Source organism: uncultured Abyssibacter sp., from assembly GCF_964000955.1.
In the GTDB taxonomy this organism is placed as follows: domain Bacteria; phylum Pseudomonadota; class Gammaproteobacteria; order Nevskiales; family OUC007; genus Abyssibacter.
Genome location: NZ_CAXFCL010000316.1, coordinates 1 through 13,301, shown reverse-complemented (window position 1 = coordinate 13,301; position 13,301 = coordinate 1). Strand labels below are relative to the sequence as shown.

The 13,301-nt window shown below is 64.3% G+C and carries 10 protein-coding genes; 5 read left to right on the top strand and 5 right to left on the bottom strand.

The window, feature by feature from the left end:
• Nucleotides 1-746: amidohydrolase (locus ABNS06_RS15145; RefSeq protein WP_348675432.1), on the bottom strand; the 746-nt coding region annotated here is incomplete at its 3' end.
• Nucleotides 747-886: 140 nt separating this feature from the next.
• Here ABNS06_RS15145 and ABNS06_RS15140 point away from each other — a divergent pair.
• Nucleotides 887-1,546, top strand: coding sequence for a lysoplasmalogenase (locus tag ABNS06_RS15140; protein WP_348675431.1), 660 nt, complete (start codon nt 887-889; stop codon nt 1,544-1,546).
• Here ABNS06_RS15140 and ABNS06_RS15135 read toward each other — a convergent pair.
• Nucleotides 1,489-4,077, bottom strand: a complete 2,589-nt coding sequence (locus ABNS06_RS15135; protein ID WP_348675429.1) for a serine/threonine-protein kinase — start codon at nt 4,075-4,077, stop codon at nt 1,489-1,491. The genes ABNS06_RS15140 and ABNS06_RS15135 overlap by 58 nt on opposite strands.
• A 53-nt stretch (nt 4,078-4,130) precedes the next feature.
• Nucleotides 4,131-4,784, bottom strand: coding sequence for a 1-acyl-sn-glycerol-3-phosphate acyltransferase (locus ABNS06_RS15130; protein WP_348675428.1), 654 nt, complete (start codon nt 4,782-4,784; stop codon nt 4,131-4,133).
• 217 nt (nt 4,785-5,001) lie between these two features.
• Here ABNS06_RS15130 and ABNS06_RS15125 point away from each other — a divergent pair, with 217 nt between their 5' ends.
• Together ABNS06_RS15125 and ABNS06_RS15120 are read left to right on the top strand one after the other, a co-directional pair.
• The gene (locus ABNS06_RS15125; RefSeq protein WP_348675427.1) at nt 5,002-7,167 is read left to right on the top strand and encodes a S9 family peptidase; all 2,166 of its coding nucleotides are present in this window, start codon (nt 5,002-5,004) and stop codon (nt 7,165-7,167) included.
• Between the two features lie 90 nt (nt 7,168-7,257).
• Entirely contained in the window at nt 7,258-7,758 is a 501-nt protein-coding gene (locus ABNS06_RS15120; RefSeq protein WP_348675426.1) for a hypothetical protein, read from the top strand.
• 3 nt (nt 7,759-7,761) lie between these two features.
• Here ABNS06_RS15120 and ABNS06_RS15115 read toward each other — a convergent pair whose 3' ends face one another.
• Both ABNS06_RS15115 and ABNS06_RS15110 read right to left on the bottom strand, forming a co-directional pair.
• On the bottom strand, nt 7,762-8,739 hold the full coding sequence (locus ABNS06_RS15115; protein ID WP_348675425.1) for a class 1 fructose-bisphosphatase: 978 nt from the start codon (nt 8,737-8,739) through the stop codon (nt 7,762-7,764).
• A gap of 147 nt (nt 8,740-8,886) precedes the next feature.
• Complete coding sequence (locus ABNS06_RS15110; protein WP_348675424.1) at nt 8,887-10,746, bottom strand: DUF885 domain-containing protein; 1,860 nt, start codon at nt 10,744-10,746, stop codon at nt 8,887-8,889.
• Between the two features lie 166 nt (nt 10,747-10,912).
• Between ABNS06_RS15110 and ABNS06_RS15105 the strand changes: the two genes are divergently transcribed.
• Both ABNS06_RS15105 and ABNS06_RS15100 read left to right on the top strand, forming a co-directional pair.
• Nucleotides 10,913-11,374 (top strand): NAD(P)H-dependent oxidoreductase, encoded by a 462-nt coding sequence (locus ABNS06_RS15105; protein ID WP_348675423.1) that lies wholly within the window; start codon nt 10,913-10,915, stop codon nt 11,372-11,374.
• A 37-nt stretch (nt 11,375-11,411) separates the two neighbouring features.
• Nucleotides 11,412-12,665 (top strand): hypothetical protein, encoded by a 1,254-nt coding sequence (locus ABNS06_RS15100; protein WP_348675422.1) that lies wholly within the window; start codon nt 11,412-11,414, stop codon nt 12,663-12,665.
• The last annotated feature ends 636 nt before the right edge of the window (nt 12,666-13,301 follow it).

The window sequence follows — 13,301 nt, the reverse complement described above, 5'->3', positions numbered from 1 at the left end:
GGCGGGATCACGCGCGCCACCAGTGTCTGCAACGCGGTGATGATCTGGGCCGACAGCATCACCGGGTCCTTGGTCGTATGCGGATAGGCGCCATGACCACCCACCCCGTGAACGGTGATGTCGACGGAATCGACACTGGCCAGCGCGTAACCCTCGGTGTAGCCGACGGTGCCCGCCGGCAGGCCGGCGCTGACATGCAGCGCGAGGTTGTAGTCTGGGCGCGGAAAGCGCTCGAACAGCCCGTCGGCGAGCATCGCCCGCGCCCCGGCGCCCCGCTCCTCCGCCGGCTGACCGATCATCACCAGCGTGCCCGCCCACTGGTCTTTCGCCGCAACGAGCTTGCGCGCCGTCCCGATGAACACCGTCATGTGCACGTCGTGCCCGCAGGCATGCATCACCGGCACCGTGTTGCCGTCATCATCGGTGGTGGTCACGGTGCTGGCGTAAGCCTTGCCGGTCTGTTCCTTCACCGGCAGCGCATCCAGATCGGTGCGCAGCAACACGGTCGGTCCGTCGCCGTTCTTCAGCACGCCGACCAGCCCGTGACCGCCAACATCGGTCGTCACCTCAAAGCCCAGCGCCTCCAGTTCACCGGCCACCGTCGCGGCCGTCTCGGCCTCGTGAAACGACAGCTCCGGGTGGGTGTGCAGATGGGTGTAGAGATCGATCAGGCTGCGCTCTTCGGCCCGCACGAGGCCGCTGAAAAGCAGACCGATGCCCAGAATGCCCGCGATGAAACGTGTCATGGTGCTGCGTCGTCCTTGTCGGTCGGGTGGTGTCGCCCCGGACAGCGACGATAGCGGGCCTGCCCGATGCGGGCCAGCGAACCGTCGGCGAATACCTGACGGCGGGTTATCGTGTGACCCGAATATTGGGGAGCCAATCCATGCGAAATCTTCCGGTCCGGGCGTTGGGCATCGTCCTGGGCGCCGCCCTGCTGTGCCTGGGCGCGGTCTTCCGTGAACTGCCGATGCTGGTGCTGCTGATCAAGCCGATCCCGGCGCTGGTGCTCGCCGCAACCATCGCGATCCGGGCGACCGGCCGCCTGCGCGGTATCGGAACGGCGGCGCTGCTTTGTTGCGCGTTGGGCGATCTGATTCTGGAGGGGCGTTACCTCGCGCCGGACCTGGGCATCCCCTGGTTTGCGCTGGGGCTGTCGGCGTTTCTGATCGCCCACGTGCTGTTCATCCTGGCCTTCCTGACCCCGCCCAACCACACACGCTGGTGGCCGGCCATCGCGGTCGGCGTCTATGCCGCACTGTTCCTGTGGGTGCTCTGGCCAAAGCTGGGCGCGCTGACCGTACCGGTGCTCGTCTATATCGCGGTGATCAGCCTGATGATCTGGCGGGCGCTGTGCGTGCAGGGCTCCATGACGCGGCAGGTGGCCATCGCCGGCGGCGCGCTGCTGTTCGCATGCAGCGACAGTCTGATCGCCGTCGACCGTTTTCTGATGCCATTCGACGCCGCCCGCTACGTCATCCTCACGACCTACTGGCTGGCGCTGGTGTCGTTGACTATCGGCTTGCTCGACGACGCCTCGGCCTGAGCAACCGGCGCTTCCAGGCTGGCGCGCAGTTTGTTGTTCCTGGCCATCGCTTGATCACGCCGCTCACCCAGCGCCTGGAAGATCGTGTCGGACCGCGTGAGCACGTCCAGCGCTTCATCCGCGCGGTCGGTCGCCGCCAGCACATTCGCCAGTTCGTAATGGGCCGAACCGACATTGGCCGCGTCATCCGGCCGAACGGACTCGATACTCCTGATCACGTCGTGAGCATGGGCTTCCGCGGCCGCCATCTGACCGTCGGTGAGCAAGGCACGTGTCCGCGTGTTGGCGGCGACGAAGTACAGCGCGCCGGTTTCCAGTCCGGCCGCTTCGACCTGAGCCTTGACCTCGTCCAGCAACATCAGGGATTCGTCGGCCCGGTCCAGCTTGATCAGCATGCTCGCGAGAAAGCGCTGCGCATTGGCCAGGTTCATCCCCGGACCCGCCGTCGTTCGGATGTAGTCCGCGGATTCACGGAACGTCTCGACGGCCTCCTCCAGCTTGCCGAGCCGATATCGGATGCCCCCGAGATTGGTCAGGATGATGCCGAGATCCGACGCGGCCGGGCCATCGGCGGCCTGGTAGAACAATTTCGCCTGCGCCATGGCGTGCTCGGCCTGTTCCAGTTCACTCAAGCGCAGGTAGTTGAAGCCCAGCTCGGACCACAGAAACCCCTTCAACCGACCGTCGTAGGGTGACACGGGATTCTCCTTGCCCAGAAACCTCAGCATCACCTCGTTCGCGGCCCGCCGCGCTTCGGGATCGCGTCTGGCATGGGCCAGCAAGCTGATCATCTTCACGTATTCGGGCTCGAAACCAGGCTCGTCCCGGTAGTAGGCAATGGACGCTTCCAGCGGCGCGATCGCGGACTCCAGCTCGCCCTGATTGAGATACGCGGACCCGACTAGCGCATTGGCGGCGGCGCGGTTCCGCGGAGAGACGTCGGAACGTTCCAGCAACGGCGTGAGCATCTCGACCACGGTGCCGGGTTCGCCACGCTGCACGTAGACCTCACCCAGCGCGATCAGCAAGGCCTCCGCATCCTTCGATCCCTCGGCCTGTGCCCGCAGCGCATCCTGCCGGCGTGCCTCCAGAAACGCGCGCACCTCCTCCCCGCCCGGCTCCTCGGACTGCGCCTTGCCAAGCACGCGCACGAAGGCTTCGGTCAACTGGGTTTTCTGCTGCGCGCGATTGGCGGCGGATGCCGCGGCCCGCCGCGCGCTGGCCAGCGCGGTTTCCGCCTGCTCCCGCGCCACTCGGGATTCATTCAGCGCATCGCGCGCCTGCGCAGCGAACCAGAGGCTGGTCAGGATTCCGGTCAGCAACACCAGAAACAGCGTCGCCACCGCGACCGACTGCCAGGCATAGCGCCGGAAGAACTGGCGGGTCCGGTAGGCGCGACTGCCCGCCCGCGCGCTAACCGGTCGATGATCCCGAAAGGCGCGGATGTCGTCGGCCAACGCGTCGATGCTGGCGTAACGGGCATCGGGATCGCGCCGCAGACAACGGGCGAGAATGGCGTCGAGATCACCGGCCAGCTGGGTACCTGACACCGGCGCATCCCGCCGCGTCGACGCAACCAGCGAGGCGGCGGGAAAGTCCGCATCCAGCACCTGGCTGACCAGCGCAGACATCGACGTCGTGTCCGCATCAACCGGAGGCCGCCCACTCAGCAGATGGAACAGCAGCGCGCCCATCGAGTAGATGTCAGTCGCGGTGCCCACGGGACGATTGGCAAGCTGCTCGGGTGCCGCGTAAACCGGCGTGAGCACAAGCTGGGTGCGCGTCTGATCGTCGACGGCGGCGCTGAGCACCTTGGCGATGCCGAAATCCAGCAGCTTGACGCGCCCGTCGCCGGTCACGAACAGGTTGCCGGGCTTGATGTCCCGGTGCACGACCAGCCGGCCGTGAGCATGCGCCAGCGCATCACAGGCATCCAGGAACAGCGCCAGCCGATCCTTCAGGCCCAGGCGCCGACGCTCGCAGTAGGCGGTGATCGGCTCGCCCTCCACGAACTCCATCACCATGTACGGCCGCCCATCGTCCGTGCTGCCGCCATCGATGATGCCGGCAATGCCCGGATGCTGGAGATCGGCCAGAATCCGGCGCTCGGCGTGGAACCGCAAGATCGCGGCGGGCGACTGCAGGCTGACCAGCTTCAGGGCGGCGCGTTGCTGATAGGCGCCATCGGCCCGCTGCACCTCGTAGACCTCGCCCATGCCGCCGCGTCCAAGCAGCGAACGGACTTCCCAGACATCGACGCGGCTCCCCGGAACCAGAGGCTGATAAACAGGCGTTTCCCGGGACGCCGCACCGGTCAGGAACCGGGTGTCGTCGGCATCCGACTCGCCAGCCTCGGCGAGCAGCAGCAGCACCTCGTCCAGCAGTTCGGTGTCGTCACCGACCTGCTCGCGCACATAGGACTCACGCGATGCGGCCGGCAACTCCCAGGCGGCGTCGAACAGCGCGGAGACCCGGCGCCAGCGCTCCGGCGTGTTGTGCTGATTCCCCATGCCCGCGTCGTGCCCATTCACCTCAAAGAGGCGCTCAGACTACCCGGGGCACCCGCTGAAATCAGTGACCCTGTTCAGGCTGCGAGATCGACATCGGACGCCACCGGCTGATCCGATAGCTCGCGAATCGGCCTGGACAGCCGGACCGGAATCCGTGGCTGCACGCCGCGCATGTGCCCCAGGATACGGGTCAGATCCTGCTGCACGTCCGGCCCTGGCTCGAAGCAATCCGCGATGTGAATGCAGCCGCGCCCCCAATCGAACACCAGCACCAGCACAGGCACACCGGCCGCGAGCGCGATGCGGTGAAATCCGGTCTTCCAGCTATCCGCGCCAGCCCGGGTCCCCTCGGGCGACATGCACACGTAAAGCTGATCGGCCGACTGATACAGCGCGGTGAGCTCGCCCACGACACCACCCGGTGCCGTCCGATCGATACCGATCACGCCCATCCAGCGCAGCAGCCCCGCGAAGGGCCAGCGGAACAGCGACTGCTTGGCGACCACCCGCACGTCGATCGAAAGCGCCAACGCCATGCCGATGGCCATGACGCCATCCCAGTTCGAGGTATGCGGCGCGCCGATGACCATCATCTTCGGATGGTCCGGCAGATGGCCGGTGATCTTCAGTCCCAGCGCGGCGAGAATCCGTCGCCCCAGCCAGCGGCTGAATCGCGTACCCCGGCGCGGCACCGACGACCCGATGTCGGCAGCGGTGAATTCAGTCATGCTTGGCTCCTTGAGAAGGGGCGCGGTTTGATGGACCGCGTTCTGGCGCCAGCGGCGCGTTGTTATCGCGCTACAGTATGACGGCCAATCGGTGACGATCCGGTGAATTCCGGTGACGCCGGCCGCGACCCTGGAGCGATCTGCCGCATCCTGATGATTTGCCCCTGACGTCGTGACGGCGATGCCGGGTCACTTGTTTATTCGGGTATCCAACACCATGAAGCTGACTTCGCTCGCATTCCTCGGTGCTTTCGCGGCCACGCTGGCCGGTTGTGCGAGCACGCCGCATTCGCCAGAACAATCCACCTCCCTCATGCCTCCGATCGCTGACCGCCGCCCTTACACCGTCGAATCCCCGCAGGGTGATCGCATCGACCCGTATTACTGGTTGCGCGACGACAGTCGCGAGGACCCGGAGATGCTGGCCCACCTGGAGGCCGAGAACGCCTATACCGAAGCCAAGCTCGCGCCCTATTCCGAACTGCGTGAAACGCTCTACCAGGAAATCGTCGGCCGCCTGAAAAGCGATGACGCCAGCCCGCCGACCTACGAGAACGGCTATTGGTACTACTCGCGCTTCGAGCCCGGCCGGGACTACGCGATCATGGCGCGGCGCAAGGGGTCGATGGATGCACCGGAAGAAATCCTGATCGACCAGAACCAGCGCGCCGAGAGCGCCGACTTCTACGCCCTGGGCACCTACGTCATCAGCCCGGACAACCGCCTGATGGCGGTCGCCGAGGACACCGTGGGCCGGCGTCAGTACGTGCTGCGGGTGAAGAACCTGGAGACCGGCGAGTGGCTGGACGACGCGGTCGAGAACATCAACGCGAATCTGGTCTGGACCGACGGCAACCAGTCGGTGCTGTACGTGGAGAAGGACCCCACCACGCTGCTGGGCAAGCGCGTGCGTGAACACGTACTGGGGTCCACCGGCGAGGACAAGCTGATCTACGAGGAGCCGGACGACAGCTACTACATGGGCATCGGCCGCGGGAAGTCGAACGAGTTCCTGTACATCGGCCTGTACAGCACCCAGCAGACCGAATACCGCTACGCACGCGCCGACGATCCGACACTGACCTTCCGCCCGGTACTCCCGCGCGAGGACGATCACGAATACGAGGTCGCCGACCACGACGGACGGTTCATCATCCTGACCAACTGGCAGGCCAAGAACTTCCGCCTGATGAGCGTGGCGCCCGAAACCAGCGCCGACAAGTCCACCTGGAAGGAACTGATCCCCACCAGCGACACCGTGCTGATCGAATCCTTCGAGGTATTCAAGGACTACCTGGCCGTCAACGAACGCCGCGACGGCCTGCGCAAGATTCGCGTCATGCCCTGGGACGGTGGCGAAGCGGTCACCATCGACGCCAGCGAGCCGACCTATGCGGCCAGCCTGATCGGCTCGGCCGAGTACGACTGGCCGTGGATGCGCTACGACATCGACACGCTGACCACGCCGACCACGACCATCGACTACAACATGGCGACCGGTGAAAAACGCGTGCTCAAGGTACAGCCGGTGGAAGGCGATTTCGACCCGGACGCCTACACCTCCGAATACATCCGCGCCACCGCGCGCGATGGCACCGAGGTGCCGGTCTCCATCGTCTACCGCAAGAACCTGCGTCAGCCCGGCAAGAATCCGCTGCTTGTCTACGGCTACGGCTCCTACGGGCATTCGCTGACGCCGTACCTGTCGGTCTCTCGGCTGTCGCTGCTGGATCGCGGATTCGTGTTCGCGATGGCGCATATCCGCGGCGGTCAGGAGATGGGGCGCCACTGGTACGAAGACGGCAAGCTCGGCAACAAGATGAACACGTTCACCGATTTCATCGACGTGACCGAACATCTGGTCGAGGCCGGCTACGGCGCCAAGGACAAGGTCTTCGCGGCCGGCGGCAGCGCGGGCGGACTGCTGGTCGGCGCGGTCGCGAACATGCGGCCGGACCTGTACCGCGGCATCATCGCCGACGTGCCCTTCGTCGACGTGGTCACCACCATGCTGGACGAGAGCATCCCGCTGACCACCAACGAATTCGACGAGTGGGGCAACCCCAAGCACCAGCCCCACTACGACACCATGCTGGCCTACTCGCCCTACGACAACGTGGCCGAGCAGGACTACCCGGCGATGCTGGTGACCGGCGGCCTGTGGGATTCCCAGGTCCAGTACTTCGAGCCGGCCAAGTGGGTCGCCCGCCTGCGTCACCGCAAGACCGACGACAACTGGCTGCTGCTGCACATGAACATGGACGCCGGCCACGGCGGCAAGTCCGGTCGCTACCGCAAGTTCGAGGAAGTGGCGCTGGAGTACACGTTCATGCTGTCGCAACTGGGCATCAGCACCCCGGACGCGCTCGCGGTCGACCCCTGAGCGCATCGATCGACAACATGGGTTGTTGAACCGGCCCGCCCTGCTTCAGTCTGATGTGACAGCCACTCGACGCGAACAAGGCGGGCCGCCATGCGGGATTTTCTGCTCGACATCCTCTCCCACCCGTTCACCTGGGGACTGATCGCCGGGCTGGTGCTCTGCGTGATGATCTGGCGTTCCGGGCATGTCCAGCGACGTGAACAGAAACGCAACATCAAGCGCCTGAATGGTGAACTTGCGGATCTGAACAAGCACCTGGGCCAGCAGCTCAAGATCACCGCCGCCGGCAACGACACGCTGAACGCGGAACTGGATTCGCTACGCGAGAAGAACGAGAACCTGCGGGTCTCCATCGCCACCCTGCAGCAGAAACCCGGCAAGGCGGAAGCGCGGCTGTTGCAGGTTTACGACCGCGCGGTGCACCTGCTGCTGGAACGGGCGCCGGGTTTCGCGCCGGCCTGGGAAAGCGCCGTCCGCGACGCCGAGACCCAGGTCGCGGACGCCGAATCCGGCCTCACCAAGCTGGTCCGCCGGGTGACACGGCCGGCGCTGGGATCGCCGACCGCGCATCTCACCAGCAGTGACGACTGACGATCAGGCGGCCACGTCGGCGTGCATGGACACGCAGCGCGTCACTTCCTCCGCTGCACCGAGAATCACCGGCACGCGTTGGTGAATCTCCTCAGGCTGGAGGTCGAGAATCGGACCCTCCGGCGTGCAGCACTGGCCGCCTGCCTGTTCCACCAGAAAGGCCATGGGGTTGGCCTCGTACATCAGCCGCAGCTTGCCGGGCTTGTTCGGATCACGGGCATCCCAGGGGTACATGAACACCCCGCCGCGGCACAGCACGCGGTGCACGTCGGCGACCATCGCCGCGACCCAGCGCATGTTGTAGTTCTTGCCACGCGGCCCTTCGGCCCCCTGCAACAGTTCGGCGATGTAATCCTGCACCGATGATGCCCAGAAGCGCTGGTTGCTCATGTTGATCGCGAATTCCTTCGCGGTCTGCGGGATATGCGCTTCGCGGGTCAGCATGAAATCACCGCTGACCGGATCCAGCGTGTACATCTCCACACCATCACCGGTGGTCACCGCGAGCATGGTCGACGGACCGTAGAGCACGTAACCGGCCGCGACCTGCTCACGCCCGGGCTTCAGGAACTCGGCCTCCGTGACCGGACCGGTGGTATCGCTGGGGAGAATCGAGAAGATGGTACCGACCATCGAATTGATGTCGATGTTGGATGAGCCGTCCAGCGGATCGAAGGTCACCAGCAGACCCGGCGCCTCGGACAGGCCGACCACGTCATCTTCCTCTTCCGAGGCAAGACCCCGTACCGCATCACAGCCCGCCAGCGCCTGCTTGATCAGGTCGTTGGCGATCACGTCCAGCTTCTTCTGCTCCTCACCCTGCACGTTCTCGTTGCCCGCCGCGCCGAGGATGCCGGCAAGCTCGCCGCGCTTGAGCTGCTGGCTGATGTCCTTGCAGGTTTCGGCCAGACAATCGAGCGTGCTGGCAAGGGCTTGGTTGTCCAGGGACCGGAGCTGGTCTTTGAAAATCGGATGCGACATGAATGGGCAGGTTGGTAGAGAAGTCGCGAGATTATGCCATCGCTGCCCGGAATCGATGGCCACCCGTGTTCGGCGCACCGAACCGGCACGCGAAAAAAGCCCCCGGTGACCGAGATCACCGGGGGCTCTTGATCCGATCGACAGCGGTCAGCCGGCTGCCGCCGCCTTCTGGCTTTCGATCCACATGTTCACACGCCGCTCCAGCAACTCCAGCGGCAGCGCACCGCCGCCCAGCACGGTGTCGTGGAAACCCTTGATGTCAAACGCATCACCCAGTTCCGCCTCGGCTTCACGGCGCAGCTCCTGAATCTTGAGCATGCCGATCTTGTAGGACGTGGCCTGCCCCGGAATCACCAGATAACGCTGGATTTCCGACTTGATGGACGTCAGCGGCACCGGCGAGTTGTTGTCGAAATACTCGACCGCCTGTTCCTCGGTCCAGCCCTTGGCGTGCATGCCGGTGTCCACGACCAGACGGATGGCGCGCCAGATCTCCGATGACAGCTGCCCGAACTCCGAATACGGGTTCTCGTAGGTGCCCGGCATCTCCTTGGCGAGCCATTCCGAGTACAGCGCCCAGCCCTCGACATAGGCGGTGAAGCCGGTCTGCGTGCGGAACATCGGGACGTCCTTCAGCTCCTGCGCGATCGAGATCTGCATGTGATGCCCGGGAATCCCCTCGTGATAGGCGATCACCTCCAGCTCCGGTATCGGCATGGCATCCATGTCGGACAGATGGGCGTAGTAGGTGCCGGGCCGCGAACCGTCCGGCGTGCCCGGGAAGTAGTGCTGCGCCGCGCCGTCCTGCTCACGGAACGGCTCCACGCGCTTGACCACCAGATCCGCCTTGGGCAGACGCCCGAAGTAGTCGGGCAGGTGCTGCTTGATGTTATCGATCGCGGCGGTCGCCTCGGCGATGTACATCTGTCGCCCTTCGTCGGTGTTCGGGAACCGGAACTGGGAATCCTCGTTCAGGAACTCGAAGAAGGCGTCCAGATCCCCGTCGAACTCCACGCGCTCCTTGAGGGCGATCATCTCGCCGCGCAGGCGTTCCACTTCGTCCAGACCGATCTGGTGAATCTCGTCCGCCGTCATGTCGGTCGTGGTCTGCGTCCACAACCGGTACTTGTAGAACTCCTCCCCGTTCGGCTGGGTGGAGCCGACACCGGACGGATTCTCCCCCGCGTTGGGCAGGTCGGACTCGACCCAGGCGATCACGGCATCGTAGGCGGGCTTGAAGCTCTCCAGCAGCGCCTTTTCGGCGTCGGCCTTGAGCTGCTTGGCCTGCTCCTCGTCGACCTCGCCCTTTTCGGCCAGCGTGTCGATCTCGGACTGCATGTCGGCCCAGATCGAGGAGTCCTCGCCATCATCGAACGGCGCCCCGGCGATGAGCTTCTTCGATTCCTTGATGACCGCCTCGTGCGCGAACTTGGGCGGACGGATGCCCTTCTCGGCAGATGCCTTGGCGAACTTGATCAGCTCGCCAAACGCGGCCGGCAATTCGTTGACACGCGAGATGTAGGCTTCCATGTCGGCGGCATCGTCGACCTTGTGAAAGCTGATCAGGAAGGTCGGCAGGAACGTGTGCATGCCCTGCATCTGGTTGAACGGATACCCGTTGTAGCGGTACTTCCAGCCGGCCTCGGCCTGCTGGGTCTCGTAGGCCCAGATGTCGTAGGACATCTTCGCCTCGTCGCTGAGCGCGTCGTAGTCGAAGGTCGACGTCATCTCCTCGGTTGCGGCCTTGCGCCAGTCCAGCTGCTTGCGAGCACCAGCCTCGGAGAAATCGCCGAGCTCCCCGTAGCGATCCTTGCGACCGAGAAAGGTCATCTGGATGGGGCTGTACTGAAGTTCCTCTTCGAACTTCTCCTCGAACCAGGCGTTGATCCGGTCGGTTTCGGTCTGGCCGGGCTCCGCCTTCGCGGCGGCCTGCTCGGCGGGTTCGGTGGATGACTGGCCGCAGGCAGCAAGCAGGGCGGCGAGCATCGATACAATGATGATTCGCATCTGGGCTCCAATGTGAGATGGCCTCGGCGTCCAGGGACGGAGGCAGGCAATGAGTGTCGGCACGAATTGCATATTCGATGCCATGGTGGCGAGTATCGCATGGACGCCCAGCCAGGAACCCGGCGGGGACGCAGCGCCCATCGGCTGACAACACAGATCCATACGCATGAAGACACTTCTGATCATCGCCCACGCCGTCTCGCCGAATCTTCGGCGGCTGCTGGCCGCGCTGCGCACCGGCGCCAAGGCCGGCGGCGAGGATCAGGTACGCGTGGTCAGCCAGTCGCCGTTCGAGACCCAACCGGAACACGTACTGGAGGCCGACGGCATCCTGCTGCTGACGCCGGAAAATCTCGCCTACATGAGCGGAGCGATGAAGGACTTCTTTGATCGCAACTACTACCCGACGCTGGATCACAAGCAAGGCCTGCCCTACGCCCTGGTGGTCCGCGCCGGCAATGACGGCACCGGCACCGTGGCCGGCGTCGAGCGCATCGTCACCGGCCTGCGCTGGAAGGCGGTGGCCGAGCCTCTGATCTGTCGCGGCGAGTTTCAGGCCTCGTTCGTCGATGATTGTCATGATCTCGGAGCGGCGATGGCGGCCGGTCTGGGGAGCGGCATGCTGTAGACGGGATCGCAGCCAACACTGAAGCAAGGGGCGGGGAATGGAGGAGAGGAACTGGTGGACGCGTGACAAGCGTTGGCGCAGCTCGACGATCGCCAGCGGCGCGAACCGGAACCACCTCTGGGCATTCGGCTTCGGTGTCGTCGTACTGGGGCTGGCGGCGCCGGCGACGCTGGCCATCCCGGATGAACTGGGCAAGGGCAACTGGCCGATCCTCGCCGTCCTGCTGTTCGATGTGGTCGGCCTGGGACTCTGGGCGCTCGCGCTGCGCGAGCTGAACGCCTGGCGCCGCTTCGGCGAGATCAACGCGGTGCTGGACCCCTGGCCAGGCGCCGTCGGCGGCGACATCGCCGGTTACTTCGAACTGCGCAAGCCGCTGGAGCGGGATCACCGCATCACCGTCACGCTGACCTGCCGGCATCACCGGCGGGGCAATCGCCACAACACGATGCGACCGGTGTGGACACACAGCCTGTCGCTGCAAGCGATGCAACCGGGCGAGCAGCAACTGTGGTTCCACTTCGAGGTGCCGGAAGGACTGCCGGTCTCGGAACCCCGGGCCCGGGAGTACCACGACTGGTTGCTGCGCCTGGAGATCCGTCAGCCCGGCGCGGATCTCGTTCGGCAGTACGACATCCCGGCGTTCGCGGGGGACGCCAACAACCGTCTTGCCGGGCGTCAGACGCGCATCGACAACCGTGGCCATTTCGCCGCGCTGGAACGGCTGATGAACATCTTCCGGTCCGGCGATCGCGTGACCCTGGACTTCAAATCCGGTCGCGGCTGGAAGGGGGCACTGGCGATGATCGTCTTCGGCCTCGTCTCGCTGGGCGGAGCCGGGTTCCTGGTCGCGGTGGAGGGGGCGCCCGGCGGCAGCCTGTTCGAATGGATTCCCTGGATCATGGCGACGGTCTTCGCCCTGTTCGGGTTGATGATGATCGCGGCCGGCCTGGTCTGGTGGGGACAGCGCCGCATCGTGCTGTTCGACAAGTCCGTCGTCGCCACCCGTCTCTTCTGCTTCAACCTGCCGATCCGCACCCGTCAGGTCTCACGCGAGACGGTCACCCACTTCAGCTGGTCACGCGCCGGCAGCATGCAGTCCGGCACCAAGGTCACAGTCTGGTACGACCTGTTCGTCAACACCAGCGACGGTCGTCGACTCAAGGTCGGAGGCGGCTTCGAATCGGATCAGGCGGTGCGTGACGGCGCGGCGCGGCTGGCCGAGCTGACGGGGATTCCGTTAACAGACCTTAAAAATCACAGCCACAAAGTATCAGACCGAAATCCGAGTTGACCGACTAGTCTAGGGCCCGACGACCACACCCTCGGCCATTTCGTTAGGCCGCCCCCTTCCCCACCCACATAGTCGAGACGTGAACGCCTTGATGTGGAGGTTCAACGAACGCTTTACGGGGCACAAACTTTGAGAAGTAGAGACACCCATCCAGAGTCGTAAAAGTGGAGGAACGCGCGTACAGCGGACTGAGCCACTCCGCACCTGCGCCCATTAGACTCCAACCGGCGAAATACGGCACTACGACTTAGGAGCACGCAAACACTCTAGAGCAAGTAAAGCGCCAATGAACGAGATTCTTGAGAAAGCTGATCATTGATGATAGCTTTCCAAAGCGACCTCCGTCGCAGACCTTTTTACTTGGGAGAACTGAATTGAAGAAAAATACCAAAGTGCTTAGCGCGTTTGTTGCCGCAGCATTTATTTTCTCCGCCGCACCAGCCTCCGCGTCAACGTGGGACGATGTGTCGGAGTGGTTAAATGTAACTTACTCCGCCATTACCAAAATAATCCAAGTTGACTAACAGCCAATTAAACCCGATACCACGTTAATAGAAAAATCACCGAATTCAACAAAAGTAAAACCTTGGCCCCAGTGCTTTTAGCTGGGGCCAGCTCTTATCTGCTCTTTGCAAT

Bases quoted from the DNA above. Each gene is read 5' to 3' on its own strand.
- ABNS06_RS15100 (WP_348675422.1), top strand. From the start codon at position 11,412: ATGGAGGAGAGGAACTGGTGGACGCGTGACAAGCGTTGGCGCAGCTCG.
- ABNS06_RS15130 (WP_348675428.1), bottom strand. From the start codon at position 4,784: ATGACTGAATTCACCGCTGCCGACATCGGGTCGTCGGTGCCGCGCCGG.
- ABNS06_RS15115 (WP_348675425.1), bottom strand. From the start codon at position 8,739: ATGTCGCATCCGATTTTCAAAGACCAGCTCCGGTCCCTGGACAACCAA.
- ABNS06_RS15105 (WP_348675423.1), top strand. From the start codon at position 10,913: ATGAAGACACTTCTGATCATCGCCCACGCCGTCTCGCCGAATCTTCGG.
- ABNS06_RS15125 (WP_348675427.1), top strand. From the start codon at position 5,002: ATGAAGCTGACTTCGCTCGCATTCCTCGGTGCTTTCGCGGCCACGCTG.
- ABNS06_RS15140 (WP_348675431.1), top strand. From the start codon at position 887: ATGCGAAATCTTCCGGTCCGGGCGTTGGGCATCGTCCTGGGCGCCGCC.
- ABNS06_RS15120 (WP_348675426.1), top strand. From the start codon at position 7,258: ATGCGGGATTTTCTGCTCGACATCCTCTCCCACCCGTTCACCTGGGGA.
- ABNS06_RS15110 (WP_348675424.1), bottom strand. From the start codon at position 10,746: ATGCGAATCATCATTGTATCGATGCTCGCCGCCCTGCTTGCTGCCTGC.